The organism is Kluyvera sichuanensis, assembly GCF_040930405.1.
GTDB lineage: Bacteria > Pseudomonadota > Gammaproteobacteria > Enterobacterales > Enterobacteriaceae > Kluyvera > Kluyvera sichuanensis.
The window spans coordinates 497,004-511,976 of record NZ_CP162271.1; the positions used below are offsets into that span (position 1 = coordinate 497,004).

Genomic DNA, 14,973 nt, shown 5'->3' on the forward strand with positions numbered 1-14,973 from the left:
TCACTCCTTAAGCGTCCCGAAACACGTTCTCGACAATGGCTACCACCGCCATCGCTTTATAGCGGTCTTTGTTGAGCGCGAAGTACTCCTCGGCCAACACGATGTCGTGCATCCCCGCGCCGACGCTATCGACGGCGACCCAGGAGCGGTCTTTCATCGGCTGCTGGTTGTCATCCAGTTGAGTGATCAGCAGCAGGTTGCTGCCCCGTAGCTCATCGCTCTTTTGTGTGGCCACGACATGTCCGGTAACCTTTGCGAGAATCATTGTTTTTATCGCCTTATATCAATGCGTTACTTGCCTAAACGCTCAAGCACCTGACGGATCACGCGCTCCACGTTCTGCTCGCTGATGTCACCTTCTGCCTCTGCGGTAGCCGCCGTCGCGAAACGGTTGTCGCCGTGGGTATTGAGGGTGGCGGCTGGGGCAGGGGAGGTGAAACGCGCGTCGTCAACAATGCTGCGGCGCGGGTCAACCGGCTGACTGGTGATGGTCGGCTGCGGTTCCACGCGGCTGCTCGGCGCGCGCAGTTCGTCGATAGAGCGCACGCCGTAGCCCACTTTGCGGATATTGAGCAGGTTCATCGGGCCGACGTTATCGGAGCTGGAGCCGCCGCCCACCGCGCCGCAGCCTAAGGTCAGCGCCGGGGTGATGTTGGTGGTCGCGCCAATGCCGCCGAGGGCCGCGGGCGTGTTAATCAGAATGCGGTTAACCGGTTTTTCAAGGCAGAACTGACGGATAACATCCTGGTTGCGGGTGTGGATCACCAGCGTATGACCAAGGCCTTCGTTGGTCAGCAGCTCCACCACGCGATGGCAGGCGGCTTTCCAGTCCTCTTCCACGTACAGGCCAAGTACCGGGCACAGCTTTTCACGCGAGTAGGGGTTTTTCGACGAGACGGTGGTCTGCTCGGCAATCAGCACGCGGGTGCTGGCCGGTACGCAGAAGCCCGCCATCTGACTCAAATAGAGCGCCGTTTTGCCGACGACTTTCGGGTTGATGGTGCCGTTCGGACGCAGCAGCAGTGCCGCCATTTTCGCCGCTTCGCCTTCGTTCATAAAGTACGCGCCCTGGGCTTCCAGCTCGCGATGTACTTCATCGTAAATACAGCCTTCGACGATGATCGACTGCTCGGAAGCGCAGATCACGCCGTTATCGAAGGTTTTGCTGGTGATGATATCTTTCACCGCGTGAGGAATATCGGCGCTGCGCTCGATAAACGCCGGGCCGTTACCCGGGCCGCCGCTGATGGTTGGCGTACCGGAAGCGTAGGCCGCGCGCACCATGCCTTCACCGCCGGTCGCCAGAATCAGCGACACGTCTTTGCTGTGCATCAGTTCGGAGGTGGCTTCCAGCGTCAGTTCGGTCACGCCGTCAACGATGCCTGCCGGTGCGCCCGCGGCTTCTGCCGCGCGTTTGACAATCTCAATCGCTTTCCAGCTGCACTGACGTGCGCCCGGATGCGGCGAGAAGATAATGGCGTTGCCGGCCTTCAGGGCAATCAGCGTTTTGTAGATGACCGTTGAGGTCGGGTTGGTTGAGGGAACCAGCGCGCAGATAACGCCGAGCGGCACGCCCACGTCCATCACTTTTTTCTGTTGATCGTCATGAATGATGCCGACGGTCTTCATATCGTTGATGGCGTCGTAAACGCGCAGCGAGGCAAAACGGTTCTTCAGGACTTTATCCTGCCAGTTGCCGAAGCCGGTCTCTTCCGCGGCCATTTTCGCGAGCGCTTCGGCATGGTGCGCCGCTTCCTGGGCCACGTTTTTCACGATGGCGTCGATTTGCTGCTGCGAAAAGGTGGCCATTACCGCTTGCGCTTTTTTGGCGTTGCGCACCAGTTCTCGCGCGTTCTGGCGAGAGAGCAAATCGGTATCCAGTTCAATCATGAGTCTATCCTTCATCAGACGAAAAGAGTGCAGACGGGGCGTGCCCGGTCAGGTCATGCTTTATGCTGCGATGCGATTTTTTCGATGTCGTTATGCGGGCGGGCGATGACGCGGGAGGTCACCACTTCACCGATGCGTTTTGCCGCTTCCACGCCGGAGTCCACCGCCGCGTTAACCGCGCCGACGTCGCCTTTCACCATCGCGGTGACGAGGCCGGAGCCGACGTTTTCATAGCCGATAAGCTCGACGTTGGCGGCTTTGCACATCGCATCTGCTGCTTCGATACAGGCCACCAGACCTTTGGTTTCAATCAGACCAAGCGCTTCTTTCATCATTTTCTCTCCGGTTATTCGCTAATTTTGTAGTGCGAGACAATCTTGTTGATGTCGTTATGTGGACGTGCGATAACCAGCGAGGTCACCACTTCACCAATGCGCTGCGCCGATTCCACGCCGGAATCCACCGCCGCTTTTACCGCGCCGACGTCGCCTTTCACCATCGCGGTGACGAGACCGGAACCGACGTTTTCGTAGCCGATAAGCTCGACGTTGGCGGCTTTACACATGGCATCTGCCGCTTCGATACAGGCCACCAGACCTTTGGTTTCAATCAGACCTAATGCATCACCCATTTGCGTTCTCCTGGCCTTAAGCCTTGTGTTTAATGACAATTTTGTTGATGTCGTTATGTGGACGCGCAATCACCAGCGACGTCACCACTTCCCCAATGCGCTGCGCCGATTCCACACCGGAATCCACCGCCGCTTTCACCGCGCCGACGTCGCCTTTCACCATCGCGGTGACGAGGCCGGAGCCGACGTTTTCGTAGCCAATCAGTTCAACGTTGGCGGCTTTACACATCGCATCCGCGGCTTCAATGCAGGCCACCAGACCTTTGGTTTCGATAAGCCCTAATGCATCACCCATTGCTTCACTCCTCAAAACAGGTTGTGTGATTTCAGGAAAACCGTCCGTGTCACGGCGTTAACCCACGGCAGCGGCGTTCGGGATTCACTATAGGGACTAGCGGTTATGGTGGAATTTAAATCTGGTCGTGAGTCTGATTTAGATAAAAACTCTGCCATTTAGCCTTTTATGGCCGCTGATTTATCTCTTTATGCTGTGGTGCGGGGCGGGATTTTGACGAAAACAAGGTGCTTTTTTCAGCGCTCATGGTGCCAGTCATGAATGTTATGAAATTGCTAAATTTATACAAAAGTCGGGTAACATAGCGCAGGGGCAACTGTGGTGAGGTTCAAATTTTGGCGGCGAGGCTAAACGCAAAAAGTGCGGCCTTTATATCGACTACGTGGGGGAATAGAAGGTCATGTGAAGCCGATCACCTATTGCGGGACGATGGAAAGCGGTATGGCTTGGCGGTGTGGTTCGTAAAGGTCATCCTGTTCATGAATTTCATTTGTTCACGAATCATGAACGAATTAAATTCGTGAACAAATTTAGTCTCAGCAGTCCTGGAATAGACAGACCTCATGCTGCGGGTTGCAGAGGTAAAGCTGATGTGAGCCCGCATCCAGCATTCCTAATGCAGAGTACGGGTGTGTTAAGGGGAGGCCAAAATCCAGATTCAGACAGTTTTCTTTATAGCGCGATGTGGGGGGGACAGGAGTGTGTCCCGCAGTGACAAAATCGACTCCCTGTATAGAAGAGGAACTTCGGATTGAATGGCGTCGTCTGCCCTTGATGCAGGCGTTGAGCGCAAAAATATCCCGCGCCATCAGCGACTGAAGAAAAGATTCAATGCGGTGTGTTTCTGGGGGGATCTCGGCATGGAGGACGCAGTAGGTTTGATGATGGTTGGTAAAAAGTATGACGAGCGGGAGTTGGGCAATTTTTTGGCAGAGTAGGGTTTTATTTTCATCGGGTAAGGTGAAAAACCAGTCTCCGCCTTGTGCCCTGATTTTCAACTCATGATGTTCCCGTTCCGTTCTATCCTGCGATGCAAACCATGCCAGCAAACTTTCTTCGTGGTTCCCCTGTACTGAGTGGAACCATGCACAATCGAGTAGAGATGCGCACTGATGGGGATGAATGCCTCTATCGAAGAGATCGCCGACGGCAATAAGACGGTCTTGTTCCGGCTCGAAGTGAACGAATTCAAGTAACGCCTGTAGCGAATCGTATGCGCCATGCAGGTCACCCAGAATAAAATCCCTGCCAGCATCATTGGGCAAAAGTGTGACAATCATCGTCTGCAAACCTCGTCTAGCATCAGGATTCGATAGTAAAGCATGGGTTGCATGATAGCCAATTTTGTTCATACTATGAGTTATGTTCATGAATCGTGAACAAGGATTGGAGTGTGAACAAATGCGTGATGAAGAAAGCATCGTGAATGAAATACTGGAGCGATTGCCCACGCCATTGCAGGGCAAGATCGATAATGACGGTTCTCTGTATCTACAGATGCCTGATGGTGCCAGGCATTCTTTTTATTTTGAAGTGAAAGCTCAACCACGCAAAGAGTGGTTAATGTATTGGAAATCGAATTTTATAAAAAAAAATGAAGGAAGATATCCATTATTGCTGTGTCACTATCTAAGTCCTGCATTACAAAAATATTGCATAGAAAATAAATTAAACTTTATCGACAGTGCAGGGAATATGTTTGTTTTAACGCCAAATTATTATTTAAATATAATGGGTAATAAAAATGAAGGTACAGTAAAAAATACTAATGGGATATCCATTGGTATTATGAAATTACTTTTTGTTATGTTAGCGGATGATCGGGTTATTAATTATACCTACCGTGATATTGCTGAGCAAGCGGGAGTTTCGCTTGGCATGGTAAAGAAAGGCTTTGATTATCTTGAAAGTAATAAATTATATAGAGAAGGGAAAAATGGCCGCCGATTTACCGACATACCTGAATTATATCGATCGTGGATTCAGGCGTATGATTCGGTGCTGCGACCAAAAATAGTCAAAATGAGACTGTCTGGGAATATCTTCTGGAAAGACATTAAGCTCCGGCCTGGAGAGTATTGGACCGGGGAGGTTGCGGCTTATGAACTTAGCAAAGGGTACTTGCAGCCTGAGATGATAAAAATTTTTACCCCTTTACCTTTTCATGAGCGACGAAAAGATCTTGGATTACGTCCGGATCCCAACGGGGATGTTGAGTTTATGGAGGCATTTTGGGGCGCGTCATTCCAGATGAGTCACGCTGGCTATGCATTGTTAACGATAGCGGAACTCATTGCCTCGCAGGACGATCGTAATATTGAAACGGCGAAAATAATCAATGAACAATCCTTACACATTAACCCGTCCATTATCTGATGAAATACAACAGGCATTGATGAAAATCACCAATGCCTGTGGCCAGGCTGGGTGTCCATTTTTTATCGCGGGAGCCACTGCGAGAGAAATTATGCTTACCCATGTACATAATCGAGATACGGGACGACGTACCCGAGACATCGATATTGCCGTTTTTATTGATGACTGGGACGCATTTTCCCGCTTAAAAGATATTATGCTCGAACAGGGGGCTGAAGCGGCAAAGGATAATGCTCATCGATTATATTGGGGCGGCGTAGAGTTAGACATTATCCCTTTTGGCTCTATCGCAACTGATAATCAGGTGGCGTGGCCGCCGGACCGCGATATCATTATGTCTGTTGACGGTTTTACTGATGCCTGGGAACACGCCGCTCTCGTCGCGATCCCAAATTGTGGCGATATTCGATTTTGCTCATTGCCTGGCCTACTGTTGCTAAAACTATTTGCCTGGCGCGATCGTGGCGACAGAAATAGTAAAGATGCGGTCGATATTTATACTATTCTCCGCGAATATAGCGTGATTGAGGATTCTCGCCTTTATGATGATAACGCATTGGCAAGCAGCGTTGACTGGTTACCGGAACGCATTGGGGCACGGTTGGCGGGCCAGGATGTGGCAAGTATTGTTACGTCGCAAAGCGTTGCGGGATTGCAGCAGTTGGATCAGGAAAAGCTGATCGATGCTATTGTTCGTCAGTCTGGAAGCGCGCGTGCTGCTGATATTGAACGCTGTATAAATGATTTCTGGCACGGTTTGATGGGCGCATAATTTCCATTATGCGCTAGTTCAGCGCGCTACCGGACTTCAACGTACAGATCCACAGCGGCGAGTTGATGGAGCTGAGCAGAATTGCCTTGTCGTTAAGCTTTTGGGCGTTGAGAAACAGCCCGTCGTGGCTGTCGGACATTTCGCGCATAAAGTAGGCGAAAATCACGTCCGGCGACTCATCGATGGACGAGGCGCTCGACTCCCACTGGTTGATACGGTAGTGGCGTTCGGTGGTGGAAATACGTTTGCTGCTGTAGCTGAATTTGACGTAGCGCTGCAGATAGAGCCAGCCGGCGGCCGAATCGGTATAGCCCTCGACCACCATGGAGCCTTTGCCGTGGCTGCCAAAGTTGAAGTGAATGTTGCCGTTCACGTTCTCTTTTTCCATATTTTCAAAACGCATGATCCCTTTGGTGGAGCAGCTCATCACCCCGGCGTTTTCATCGGGCAGAAGACGCCAGGCGCTAAACCCGGCGACCACGATAAAGATGAGCAGCGAAAGGGCAAAGAAGGTACGCGGCGCGAGTTTCATTACGGCTTCCAGGAGTAGTAAAAGTAGTTGTCGCAGTAGCTAAACGGGTTATCTTCATGCATCGCGCAGTGGGCGAGAAATACGCGCCCCAGGCCGTTGGTCTCCAGCCTGTCGCCGTAGAAGAAGAGGAAGCGCTCGCCGGGTTTGCACTCGACTTTCAGTCGCTGGCGCACCTCATCGAAATTTTTCACGTAGGCGCTGGCGCTGACCGAGCGCAGCATCTCATCGCTGGCCAGCAGTTCGCACTGGCTATGGGTGATTTGACTCAGGGTGATGGGGCGTGACTCTCGCACCCCCACCAGGCTTAGAATAAGCAGCAGCAGCGCGATGGTCAGCAGGCAGGCACCAGCGATATACCAGCAGGTGCCGCGCGCATGCATCGTAGCGGGAGGGGTTTCCTGCGGCGGCTCTGGCGCAGTTTCGTCGACGATGACCGGCGGTTCCGGCGTGGGGGCGGGCGGAGGGGTGTCGTCCAGCGCCTCAATGACCACGTCCGGGTTGAGCTGCAAATAACCCCGCGACACGGTGACGATAATGTTGTCGATTCCGTAGTGGCGGAAGGTTTTGCGCAGCATGCTCAGATATTGATTCAGGTTGCTGTTCGACGAGGTTAACCCGTTGTCATCCCAGACCTTCTTGAGTACCTCTTCCCGGCTGACGATTCCGGTGTTATGCAAAAAGAAGAACAGCAGGGCGCTGGCGGTGATAGACAGCTGGCTGTCCGGCTCATCGCTTTGCGGCAGCGTTATCGTGCCATCCGTTGCGTCATAAATAAAACGGGCATTGATGTTGTAGCGCATCGCGGCCTCAGCCTATGTGCTTCACGCGGGAAGCGTCATCTTATTAAGAGATTCGACCAACGTTCGTCGGTGCTCGGCGCACATGGTGATCCCTTCCGTGAGTTCAGATAACCAGATACCGTCTGCCGCATAGCGCACCAGCGTACCGGTGGGGCTATTATCCAGCGCGTCGCCACGCGCAAGGTGATCGAGCATCCAGTCGCGCCAGCATTTTCGCAGCACCGGTTCATCCGGCATGGCCAGCGACAGCACCATCAACTGGCGGCTTTCGTGCGTATCCGTTAGGTCGGCAAGGTAGTTCAGATAGGCGCGGGTAAAGCGGCCATAGCTGACGCCATCCTGCTGCATCAACGCGACGATCGCTTCTTCCATAATCGCCAGCAGCCGGGTAAACAGTGCGTAAATCAGCGCCTGTTTATTGGGAAAGTGGTGGATTAACCCGCCTTTACTGACGCCAGCTTCCCGGGCGACAGCGTTCAGCGACAGGGCGGCAATGCCGTCTCGTCCGGCAATCATCGCTGCCGACTCCAGCAGCAGCTGATATAAACGGACCGGATCTTTTTTGCGGTGTTGGGCTTCCATGTTCATGGCCCGAATCATACCGACCAGACGGTATGATTATTTTTGACAGCGATCAAAGCGAGGGGGAAGTCCGCATAGAGATTATGGGTAATGCGTCAGAGGTCACAATATGTAGTATAAATCAGACTGTTATCACTCGGTTTCCCGATGAAGGGTGTAAAAAACGCGATGAGTTGCCCCTTCGCGTTTTTTACTTCACTACTGTGACTTACTTCTGTGCAGCGCTTTTAGCTTTCGCTTTCGCGTTATCGCAGGCCGTCTGGTTTTTCGCACAGGCGTCTTTCGCCGCTTTCGCTTCTTTCTGCGCGTTGGCTTTTGCCGTGCTCTTCGCCTGAGCGCACTGGGATGGATTGTTCTGGCAGGCGGTTTTTGCGTTGGCGACAGCCTGACCGTTGGCGGCATTCGCCGCGCCCATTGCCAGCAGTGCGCAGGCACCTAACATCATCGCGATTTTTTTCATGTTGCTTACTCCGCCGCAGCCTGGGCCAGGTCGTTTTGAACCTGTTTACGCTGTTCCGCGGTCAGCACCTGGCTTAAGTCAAAGTAGTATTTCACTTTGTAGTAGCGAACCTGCTGATCAACTTTGCTGAATGCCGCCAGCTGTTTGTTCACGCCCGCTTCATCCCATTTGCCGGACTGGATCATGTCGATGATCATGCCGTCTTTAACATCCTTCATGGAGATAGCCTGAACGTTTTTCTCCAGCTGCTGGTGCAGGGTTTTCATTTTGGACACTTGAGCATCGGTCAGCTTCAGATGCTGAACGATAGGGTCCTGAGCCGGCGCTGGGGCAGCGGTGGTATCAGCAGCCTGAGCGGCGAAGGTCGCACCAGCAAGGGTGGCAACCAGTAAAGCGGTGCGGGTAAATTTTTTCATTGTAGTCATCCATAAAGCATTCAAATTGACGCCGAAGCGCCAGGCAACGGAGGAGAAACCCCCTGATTTTTGTCGGGGTAATGATAGGTTGCCAGTCAGCCTTGATGCTCGCGGATTGTTGTGTCTGTTGGTAACGATGGGAAACAATGACTCTATGAAATCATAACTGTTTACGTATTAAGACCTTCTTAATGTTACGGTTTTATTTTCGACCATTTCAGCAGTAAAACCACGCCAATGGAAAGACGAAATTGTGCAAAGCATTTGCGATATCTGGCGTTACTTATCAAATTTTACCTTTAGATAACAATTACTTTCGCCAAATGATATTTGGTTATAAAGCATAGCGAATCGTTATTTGTTCCGCGGAGGGCGGTGTGGGAGCGTAAAAAGACAATACAAAAACAGGGGTATCCAGAAAGATTATGGCAAAGACGAAACAGACCGTTGCACAGCTCGCACTTATCACTGGCCTGGTGGCTGCCGGCCTGACCACCTTCACCGCGCAAGCCGATCAGCTGGCGGATATTAAGGCCAAAGGCGTGGTTAAAGTGGCCACCTTTGATGCCAACCCGCCGTTTGGTTCCGTGGATGCGAAAACGCACGAACTGGTGGGCTACGACGTCGATTTCGCCAAAGCGCTGGCTAAATCGCTGGGCGTGAAGCTGGAACTGGTGGCGACCAACCCGGCTAACCGTATCCCGCTGCTGCAATCCGGCAAGGCGGATCTGATTGTTGCTGACATCACCATTACTCCAGAACGCGCACAGGTTATTGACTTCTCTACCCCATACTTCGTTACCGGCCAGCAGTTCCTGGTACCGGCGACCGGCGGCGATAAGCTTGATGATTACAGCAAGGCGCGCATCGGCGCGGTGAAAGGCACGACCGGCGAGCAGACGCTGCATCAGCGCTTCCCGCAGGCGCGCGTGCTCTCCTATGACGATATTCCGCTGGCACTGACTGCGCTGCGTAACGGCAACGTGCAGGCGATTACCCAGGACAGCACCATTCTGGCAGGCCTGCTGGGCGAAGCGCCGGATAAAGCCAAATTCAAAATCCTGCCGGATTTGCTCAGTAAAGAAGAGATCGGCGTGGGCGTGAAAAAAGGTGAACCGGCGTTGCTGAAAGCGGTGAATGATGAGCTGGTGGCGCTGGAGAAATCGGGCGATGCGGCGAAAATCTACGACACCTGGTTTGGCCCTGCCACTAAAGCGCCGCAGCCGCGTTCCTTCACCATAGAAGCAAAATAATATGTTGTCGGCTTTACTTTCTCGTTCCGCGGCGAAGTCCGCGGATTTTTCACATCTGCAGAATGCCAGCGTGACGTTCCGACAGGCGGTGAAAGAATATGGCAGTCATCGAGTGCTGAACGGCATCGATTTGACGATTAATCCCGGCGAAGTGGTGGCGATTCTTGGGCCTTCGGGTTCGGGGAAATCAACGCTGATTCGCCTGATAAACCAGCTGGAAAGCCTCAGCGACGGTGAAATCCTGATTGACGATAAGCCAACCAGCCAGCTAAGCGGCAGGGCGCTGCGCCAGCTGCGCAGCCGAATCGGCTTCGTCTTCCAGCAGTTCAATCTTTATGCCCATCTGACGGCGGCGCAAAACATCATGCTCGCGCTGGAGTCGGTTCACGGCTGGAAGCGCAACGATGCCCAGCGGCGCGCGCAGGAGTTGCTGCAAAAGGTTGGGCTTGCGGAAAAGGCCGATGCGATGCCTTCGCAGCTCTCCGGCGGCCAGCAGCAGCGCGTGGCGATTGCTCGGGCGCTAGCCTCCTCGCCACAAATCATCCTGTTTGACGAACCGACCTCGGCGCTGGACCCGGAAATGATCGGCGAAGTGTTGCACGTGATGCAGTCACTGGCGCACAGCGGGATCACCATGATTGTGGTGACTCACGAAATGCAGTTTGCCCGCGAAATTGCTGACCGTGTGGTGTTTATCGACGGCGGCGATGTGCTGGAGGTCGCGCCTCCGGCGGCGTTCTTTGCCAATCCACAGCATCCGCGTGCACGACGTTTTCTGCAGAAGGTGCTGGACCCGCTGCATCAGGAGCGGACGGCGTGATGATGCATTTTGACTGGCAGGGGGTGCTCAGCGGGCAGCCTCTGCAATGGATTATCTCGGGCTTTCTCACCACGCTGTGGGTGTCGCTTGCCGGAGTTGTGCTGGCAAGCGCGCTGGCGGCGCTGTTCTTATTGCTGCGCCTCGCCGGAGGGCGAGTGGGGCAGGGTATCACCGCCTGCTGGGTATCGCTGTTTCGCAATACGCCGCTGCTGGTGCAACTGCTGTTTTGGTACTTTGCAGCGTGGAACTTCCTGCCGCAGGGGCTGCGGGATTTTGTCAACGACCCGCACGATTGGTCGATTCTACCCGGCAACGTCTGGTGGCTGACGCCGGAGTTTCTGTGTTCGGCCTGGGGGCTTGGCGTCTTTACCTCGGCATTTTTAATTGAGGAAGTGGCGGCGGGGCTGCAAAGCGTGCCGAACGGCCAGCGTGAAGCGGCGCTGGCGCAGGGGTTTTCTACTGCCGGGCTGCTGCGACATATTTTGCTGCCGCAGGGGCTGGCTAACGCCTGGCAGCCGGTGGTGGGGCAGTATCTGAACCTGATGAAGCTCTCGTCGCTGGCGAGCGGCATTGGTTTTGCCGAGTTGACCTACCAGGTGCGGCAAATCGAAAGCTATAACGCGCATGCGCTGGAGGCTTTCGCGGTAGGCACCGTGCTCTATCTGCTGACCGGCGTGGCGTTGGGGCTGTTGTTAAGCCGTCTGGGACCCAAACCGGTAGGGCAGCCTAAGCGCGTGCGGAAAGCGGCGGCGAGCGTGGCGAGAGGGATAGCAAATGAACGCTAATCTGGCGGTAATTTACGATAACCTCGACTATCTATTATGGGGGCGACTGGCCGACGGTGAACCCGGTGGCGTAGCGCTAACGCTGATGATGGCGATAGGCGCAGGCGCGCTGGCGCTGCCGGGCGGTATTCTGCTGGCCTGCGCGGCGTGGCGATTCTCCGGCATGACCCGGCGTTTGCTCTACCTGTGGGCGGAGGTGATACGCGGTATTCCGCTGATCTTCGTTATCTTCTGGCTGTGGTATCTGCTGCCGATGCTGACCGGGAGCGACCTACCGGGCGCGGTGACGGTGACCCTGGCGCTGGCGTGGTTTACCGCTGCCTCGGTGATGCACTCGGTGCTGGCGGGGCTGCGCGCGCTACCGACCGGGCAGTATGAAGCGGCGCTGACCCAGGGCTTTAGCGCCGGGCAGAGCCTGCGGTTGATTCTGCTGCCGCAGACGCTGCGCAACGTGCTGCCTTCGCTGGTGGGGATTTTTATCAGCCTGCTGAAAGACACCTCGCTGGCGTTTATCGTCAACGTACCGGAATTGACCACGGTAGCGGGACAGGTAAACAACCGCGTGCAGATCTACCCGACGGCGATCTTTGTCTTTATCGGCGTGGTCTATTATCTGCTGTGCTTTGGGCTGGAAAGGGTGGCGAAACGCTGGCAGCGGCGGGTGGCAGTGTAAAAAATAAGCCCGGCGTCGCGATGCTCGGCCGGGCTACAAATGACAGGGTGTGGTAGCCCGGCCGAGGCATTTATGCCGACGCCGGGTTTAGCACATCACACGTTTTTACGTTCGATGGTTTGCTCGCCCCAGAAGAGCGCGTCTTTGTCCGTTTTGCTGAAGGCCAGTTCGAGAACGGCATCGCTGCCTTCTTCCCAGATTTTTTCTGCCGTCTTTTCATCATATTTCGCCAGCTCAAAAATCGCTTCGGCGATTTCGGGTGACGTGTTGCGCAGACTGGCCCATTCACCAATGTGATGAGCCTTGCCTTCTTGTGTCGGCATATCGCTTCTCCCTTAAATCATTAGCCTTTCATTTTGACGGCCAGGCCTGCCACGTATTCACCCTGGTAACGAGCGATGGACAGCTCTTCCTGGCTTGGCTGGCGTGAACCGTCTCCGCCAGCGATGGTAGTCGCGCCGTATGGCGTACCGCCGCGAACCTGAGAAACATCAAACAGCTCCTGGGCTGCGTAGCCAATCGGCACAATTAACATACCGTGGTGGGCGAGGGTCGTCCAGGTTGAGGTAATGGTCTGTTCCTGACCGCCGCCGGTGCCGGTCGAGCTAAAGACGCTGGCCAGTTTGCCGTACAGCGCGCCGGACGCCCATAGGCCGCCGGTCTGATCGAGGAAGGTGCGCATTTGCCCGGCCATATTGCCGAATCGGGTAGGGGTACCGAAGATAATGGCGTCGTAATCAGCCAGTTCTTGTGGGGTGGCGACGGGAACCGCCTGCGCTTTGCCGCCTGCTTTGGCAAAGGCTTCTGCTTGCATGGTTTCTGGTACGCGCTTGATGGTGACGTCAACGCCGTCGACCTTATTAGCGCCTTCGGCTACCGCTTTAGCCATCGTTTCGATGTGTCCGTACATAGAATAATAGAGCACCAGAACACTTGCATTTCCACTCATCTTAACTCTCCTGTGTCAAATTCGTCGGTTTCTAACAAGCATGTTTAAGCATAGTCGCTAATGACGGATTCGCTGCAACGATTCGGCAATTTATCCGTGCCTTTGTGGCATGATTTTTTGCCGCCACTGCGCGCTTTGACGTACGCTGACACACTTTTATCTGACCGGCTTTCCTCCACCATAAGAGTCAATTACGCACCCGTAAGACGCCCATTCGGCAAAAACGGCGGGCAGATATGACAAAATGTGACCAATTCGCCTGCGCTGCCGCTGCGACGGCTAACCTTATTACTACCCGTGCAGTACGGCGGGTGAACGCGCTTTGAATTACGTAATGCACTATGTCGTTCTCTCAACCGGAGGTCAGTAATGGCAAACCATCGTGGCGGTTCCGGCAATTTTGCCGAAGACCGTGAAAGAGCATCAGAAGCAGGTCGTAAGGGCGGCCAACACAGCGGCGGGAACTTTAAGAACGATCCCCAACGCGCCTCGGAAGCGGGCAAAAAAGGCGGGAAAAACAGCCATGGCAGCCACCGCAACAGCTAGCGGTGCGTGAATTGTCTGCCTCTCTCCTAACCGCCGGATAATCCGGCGGTTTCTTTTTCTGGCCGTAACCCGCAAAATAGGCATTGATGCCGTAAATAACAAGGAGAGGGCGCATGGCTCAGGATGCAGTAAAGAAAGGTGGCAAACGTTCGCAGGCCGTGAGCGCGAAAAAGCAGGCCATCCTTACCGCCGCGCTGAATACCTTTTCACAATACGGGATCCACGGCACGCGCCTTGAACAGGTCGCGGAACTGGCCGGGGTGTCGAAAACCAATCTGCTTTACTACTTCCCGTCAAAAGAGGCGCTTTATGTGGCCGTGATGCAGCAGATCCTCGATATCTGGCTGGCGCCGCTAAAGGCATTTCGCGAAGATCTGGCGCCGCTGGTGGCGATTAAAGAGTATATCCGCCTCAAGCTGGAAGTCTCACGCGACTACCCGCAGGCCTCTAAGCTGTTCTGTCTGGAGATGCTGCAGGGGGCACCGCTGGTGATGGATGAGTTGACCGGCGACCTGAAAACGCTGGTGGCGGATAAATCGGCGATTATTGCTGCCTGGGTTCAGGCTGGAAAGCTCGCACCTATCGACCCGCATCATCTGATCTTTATGATCTGGGCGACGACCCAACACTACGCCGATTTCGCCACCCAGGTGGAAGCAGTGACCGGCAAAACCCTGCGTGATGAAACCTTCTTTCAGCAGACCGTCGATAACGTCCAGCGGATCATCATCGACGGTATTCGCGTCCGTTAACTGGCGGGCGGCAGAGGGCAGCTCAGGTCGCCCTCTTCACACTGTAGCAACGACGAGAGAAATGCCTCGCGCTCGCTGGTTTTGTCGGTCAGGCACTGGCTGTTTACCATCGGTTGCGCGGTGCCGCCGTGGCTACTGGAGCTGATAAACGCGCAGTCCGCGTCCCGTAGCGTAATCCACGCCGACTGGGCTTTCTTCAGTAAATCTCGCTGCGCGGGCTCCGCGCGCTTCAGTACATCCTGCCAGGTTTGATTGAGCTTTTTATCGGCCGCCTGATACTGCGCGGCGGAGCAGGTATTCAAATCCGCCTGCGTGGTGGCATCGGCACATTCGTCCGCCAGGGCATAACCGCTGGTCAGCAGCAGGGCGAAGGCGGGTAAGAGACGTTTCATCGGTTGACTCTCCAGATTATTCATACGGCGCTTAGGCTCAGGATATAAC

Annotated in this window: 22 protein-coding genes; 8 read left to right on the forward strand and 14 right to left on the reverse strand. The window is 54.4% G+C overall.

The features are described from left to right. Window positions 1–7: 7 nt before the first annotated feature. The 6 genes from AB2B48_RS02380 to AB2B48_RS02405 form a co-directional block, all read right to left on the reverse strand. Window positions 8–265 carry a EutN/CcmL family microcompartment protein gene (locus AB2B48_RS02380; protein ID WP_185666480.1) on the reverse strand — a complete coding sequence of 86 codons (258 nt, stop codon included), beginning with the start codon at window positions 263–265 and terminating at the stop codon, window positions 8–10. A 26-nt stretch (window positions 266–291) separates the two neighbouring features. Beyond that, window positions 292–1,890 (reverse strand): acetaldehyde dehydrogenase (acetylating), encoded by a 1,599-nt coding sequence (locus AB2B48_RS02385; RefSeq protein WP_368300699.1) that lies wholly within the window; start codon window positions 1,888–1,890, stop codon window positions 292–294. 53 nt (window positions 1,891–1,943) lie between these two features. Further along, complete coding sequence (locus AB2B48_RS02390) at window positions 1,944–2,222, reverse strand: BMC domain-containing protein (protein ID WP_015585230.1); 279 nt, start codon at window positions 2,220–2,222, stop codon at window positions 1,944–1,946. A 14-nt stretch (window positions 2,223–2,236) separates the two neighbouring features. Then, a complete protein-coding gene (locus AB2B48_RS02395; protein WP_115074640.1) occupies window positions 2,237–2,521 on the reverse strand; it encodes a BMC domain-containing protein in 285 nt (94 codons plus the stop codon). A 16-nt stretch (window positions 2,522–2,537) separates the two neighbouring features. Next, complete coding sequence (locus tag AB2B48_RS02400; protein ID WP_001540796.1) at window positions 2,538–2,816, reverse strand: BMC domain-containing protein; 279 nt, start codon at window positions 2,814–2,816, stop codon at window positions 2,538–2,540. Window positions 2,817–3,352: 536 nt separating this feature from the next. Further along, window positions 3,353–4,168: a metallophosphoesterase gene (locus AB2B48_RS02405; protein ID WP_368300700.1), complete on the reverse strand. Its 816-nt coding sequence runs from the start codon at window positions 4,166–4,168 to the stop codon at window positions 3,353–3,355. A gap of 16 nt (window positions 4,169–4,184) precedes the next feature. Here AB2B48_RS02405 and AB2B48_RS02410 point away from each other — a divergent pair, with 16 nt between their 5' ends. Further along, a complete protein-coding gene (locus tag AB2B48_RS02410) occupies window positions 4,185–5,192 on the forward strand; it encodes a type IV toxin-antitoxin system AbiEi family antitoxin (protein WP_368300701.1) in 1,008 nt (335 codons plus the stop codon). After that, on the forward strand, window positions 5,155–5,964 hold the full coding sequence (locus AB2B48_RS02415) for a hypothetical protein (protein WP_368300702.1): 810 nt from the start codon (window positions 5,155–5,157) through the stop codon (window positions 5,962–5,964). The genes AB2B48_RS02410 and AB2B48_RS02415 overlap by 38 nt, the downstream gene beginning before the upstream one ends. 13 nt (window positions 5,965–5,977) lie before the next feature. On the opposite strand, the gene AB2B48_RS02420 is transcribed toward AB2B48_RS02415, so the two are convergent. The 5 genes from AB2B48_RS02420 to AB2B48_RS02440 all read right to left on the reverse strand — a co-directional run bounded on the left by AB2B48_RS02420 (window position 5,978) and on the right by AB2B48_RS02440 (window position 8,754). Next, window positions 5,978–6,496: a FidL-like protein gene (locus AB2B48_RS02420; RefSeq protein WP_368300703.1), complete on the reverse strand. Its 519-nt coding sequence runs from the start codon at window positions 6,494–6,496 to the stop codon at window positions 5,978–5,980. Continuing rightward, window positions 6,496–7,296: a winged helix-turn-helix domain-containing protein gene (locus AB2B48_RS02425; protein ID WP_368300704.1), complete on the reverse strand. Its 801-nt coding sequence runs from the start codon at window positions 7,294–7,296 to the stop codon at window positions 6,496–6,498. Before AB2B48_RS02425 ends, AB2B48_RS02420 begins: the two co-directional genes overlap by 1 nt. Before the next feature lie 21 nt (window positions 7,297–7,317). Further along, on the reverse strand, window positions 7,318–7,896 hold the full coding sequence (locus AB2B48_RS02430; RefSeq protein WP_185666475.1) for a TetR/AcrR family transcriptional regulator: 579 nt from the start codon (window positions 7,894–7,896) through the stop codon (window positions 7,318–7,320). Between the two features lie 190 nt (window positions 7,897–8,086). After that, entirely contained in the window at window positions 8,087–8,338 is a 252-nt protein-coding gene (locus tag AB2B48_RS02435) for a late histone H1 (RefSeq protein WP_185666472.1), read from the reverse strand. 5 nt (window positions 8,339–8,343) lie between these two features. After that, window positions 8,344–8,754, reverse strand: a complete 411-nt coding sequence (locus AB2B48_RS02440; protein WP_185666471.1) for a Spy/CpxP family protein refolding chaperone — start codon at window positions 8,752–8,754, stop codon at window positions 8,344–8,346. Window positions 8,755–9,179: 425 nt separating this feature from the next. Here AB2B48_RS02440 and AB2B48_RS02445 point away from each other — a divergent pair, with 425 nt between their 5' ends. The 4 genes from AB2B48_RS02445 to AB2B48_RS02460 are packed head-to-tail and all read left to right on the forward strand — an operon-like array spanning window position 9,180 to window position 12,285. Next, window positions 9,180–10,007, forward strand: a complete 828-nt coding sequence (locus AB2B48_RS02445) for an ABC transporter substrate-binding protein (RefSeq protein ID WP_368300705.1) — start codon at window positions 9,180–9,182, stop codon at window positions 10,005–10,007. Window position 10,008: 1 nt separating this feature from the next. After that, window positions 10,009–10,827 carry an amino acid ABC transporter ATP-binding protein gene (locus AB2B48_RS02450; protein WP_368300706.1) on the forward strand — a complete coding sequence of 273 codons (819 nt, stop codon included), beginning with the start codon at window positions 10,009–10,011 and terminating at the stop codon, window positions 10,825–10,827. Continuing rightward, window positions 10,827–11,612, forward strand: coding sequence for an amino acid ABC transporter permease (locus AB2B48_RS02455; RefSeq protein ID WP_368301896.1), 786 nt, complete (start codon window positions 10,827–10,829; stop codon window positions 11,610–11,612). Before AB2B48_RS02450 ends, AB2B48_RS02455 begins: the two co-directional genes overlap by 1 nt. Next, window positions 11,602–12,285 carry an amino acid ABC transporter permease gene (locus AB2B48_RS02460; protein ID WP_368300707.1) on the forward strand — a complete coding sequence of 228 codons (684 nt, stop codon included), beginning with the start codon at window positions 11,602–11,604 and terminating at the stop codon, window positions 12,283–12,285. Before AB2B48_RS02455 ends, AB2B48_RS02460 begins: the two co-directional genes overlap by 11 nt. 95 nt (window positions 12,286–12,380) lie before the next feature. On the opposite strand, the gene AB2B48_RS02465 is transcribed toward AB2B48_RS02460, so the two are convergent. Next, window positions 12,381–12,608, reverse strand: a complete 228-nt coding sequence (locus AB2B48_RS02465; RefSeq protein ID WP_185666467.1) for a YccJ family protein — start codon at window positions 12,606–12,608, stop codon at window positions 12,381–12,383. Window positions 12,609–12,628: 20 nt separating this feature from the next. Continuing rightward, window positions 12,629–13,234, reverse strand: a complete 606-nt coding sequence (gene wrbA, locus AB2B48_RS02470) for an NAD(P)H:quinone oxidoreductase (RefSeq protein WP_333495713.1) — start codon at window positions 13,232–13,234, stop codon at window positions 12,629–12,631. A gap of 369 nt (window positions 13,235–13,603) precedes the next feature. Here wrbA and AB2B48_RS02475 point away from each other — a divergent pair, with 369 nt between their 5' ends. Next, window positions 13,604–13,780: a general stress protein gene (locus AB2B48_RS02475; protein WP_185666466.1), complete on the forward strand. Its 177-nt coding sequence runs from the start codon at window positions 13,604–13,606 to the stop codon at window positions 13,778–13,780. Window positions 13,781–13,893: 113 nt separating this feature from the next. Beyond that, window positions 13,894–14,532 carry an HTH-type transcriptional regulator RutR gene (rutR, locus tag AB2B48_RS02480; protein WP_368300708.1) on the forward strand — a complete coding sequence of 213 codons (639 nt, stop codon included), beginning with the start codon at window positions 13,894–13,896 and terminating at the stop codon, window positions 14,530–14,532. On the opposite strand, the gene AB2B48_RS02485 is transcribed toward rutR, so the two are convergent. Then, window positions 14,529–14,924: a lysozyme inhibitor LprI family protein gene (locus AB2B48_RS02485; RefSeq protein WP_368300709.1), complete on the reverse strand. Its 396-nt coding sequence runs from the start codon at window positions 14,922–14,924 to the stop codon at window positions 14,529–14,531. The two genes, rutR and AB2B48_RS02485, sit on opposite strands and share 4 nt — an antisense overlap. Window positions 14,925–14,973 lie beyond the last annotated feature (49 nt).

Excerpts from the sequence above, each read along its gene's own strand:
- AB2B48_RS02410 (WP_368300701.1), top strand. The coding sequence starts at position 4,185 with ATGAATCGTGAACAAGGATTGGAGTGTGAACAAATGCGTGATGAAGAA.
- AB2B48_RS02460 (WP_368300707.1), top strand. The coding sequence starts at position 11,602 with ATGAACGCTAATCTGGCGGTAATTTACGATAACCTCGACTATCTATTA.
- AB2B48_RS02425 (WP_368300704.1), bottom strand. The coding sequence starts at position 7,296 with ATGCGCTACAACATCAATGCCCGTTTTATTTATGACGCAACGGATGGC.
- AB2B48_RS02385 (WP_368300699.1), bottom strand. The coding sequence starts at position 1,890 with ATGATTGAACTGGATACCGATTTGCTCTCTCGCCAGAACGCGCGAGAA.
- AB2B48_RS02485 (WP_368300709.1), bottom strand. The coding sequence starts at position 14,924 with ATGAAACGTCTCTTACCCGCCTTCGCCCTGCTGCTGACCAGCGGTTAT.
- AB2B48_RS02415 (WP_368300702.1), top strand. The coding sequence starts at position 5,155 with ATGAACAATCCTTACACATTAACCCGTCCATTATCTGATGAAATACAA.
- AB2B48_RS02380 (WP_185666480.1), bottom strand. The coding sequence starts at position 265 with ATGATTCTCGCAAAGGTTACCGGACATGTCGTGGCCACACAAAAGAGC.
- AB2B48_RS02445 (WP_368300705.1), top strand. The coding sequence starts at position 9,180 with ATGGCAAAGACGAAACAGACCGTTGCACAGCTCGCACTTATCACTGGC.
- AB2B48_RS02405 (WP_368300700.1), bottom strand. The coding sequence starts at position 4,168 with ATGAACAAAATTGGCTATCATGCAACCCATGCTTTACTATCGAATCCT.
- AB2B48_RS02390 (WP_015585230.1), bottom strand. The coding sequence starts at position 2,222 with ATGAAAGAAGCGCTTGGTCTGATTGAAACCAAAGGTCTGGTGGCCTGT.
- AB2B48_RS02435 (WP_185666472.1), bottom strand. The coding sequence starts at position 8,338 with ATGAAAAAAATCGCGATGATGTTAGGTGCCTGCGCACTGCTGGCAATG.
- AB2B48_RS02395 (WP_115074640.1), bottom strand. The coding sequence starts at position 2,521 with ATGGGTGATGCATTAGGTCTGATTGAAACCAAAGGTCTGGTGGCCTGT.
- AB2B48_RS02455 (WP_368301896.1), top strand. The coding sequence starts at position 10,827 with ATGATGCATTTTGACTGGCAGGGGGTGCTCAGCGGGCAGCCTCTGCAA.
- AB2B48_RS02440 (WP_185666471.1), bottom strand. The coding sequence starts at position 8,754 with ATGAAAAAATTTACCCGCACCGCTTTACTGGTTGCCACCCTTGCTGGT.
- AB2B48_RS02430 (WP_185666475.1), bottom strand. The coding sequence starts at position 7,896 with ATGATTCGGGCCATGAACATGGAAGCCCAACACCGCAAAAAAGATCCG.
- AB2B48_RS02465 (WP_185666467.1), bottom strand. The coding sequence starts at position 12,608 with ATGCCGACACAAGAAGGCAAGGCTCATCACATTGGTGAATGGGCCAGT.
- AB2B48_RS02400 (WP_001540796.1), bottom strand. The coding sequence starts at position 2,816 with ATGGGTGATGCATTAGGGCTTATCGAAACCAAAGGTCTGGTGGCCTGC.
- rutR (WP_368300708.1), top strand. The coding sequence starts at position 13,894 with ATGGCTCAGGATGCAGTAAAGAAAGGTGGCAAACGTTCGCAGGCCGTG.
- AB2B48_RS02475 (WP_185666466.1), top strand. The coding sequence starts at position 13,604 with ATGGCAAACCATCGTGGCGGTTCCGGCAATTTTGCCGAAGACCGTGAA.
- AB2B48_RS02450 (WP_368300706.1), top strand. The coding sequence starts at position 10,009 with ATGTTGTCGGCTTTACTTTCTCGTTCCGCGGCGAAGTCCGCGGATTTT.
- wrbA (WP_333495713.1), bottom strand. The coding sequence starts at position 13,234 with ATGAGTGGAAATGCAAGTGTTCTGGTGCTCTATTATTCTATGTACGGA.
- AB2B48_RS02420 (WP_368300703.1), bottom strand. The coding sequence starts at position 6,496 with ATGAAACTCGCGCCGCGTACCTTCTTTGCCCTTTCGCTGCTCATCTTT.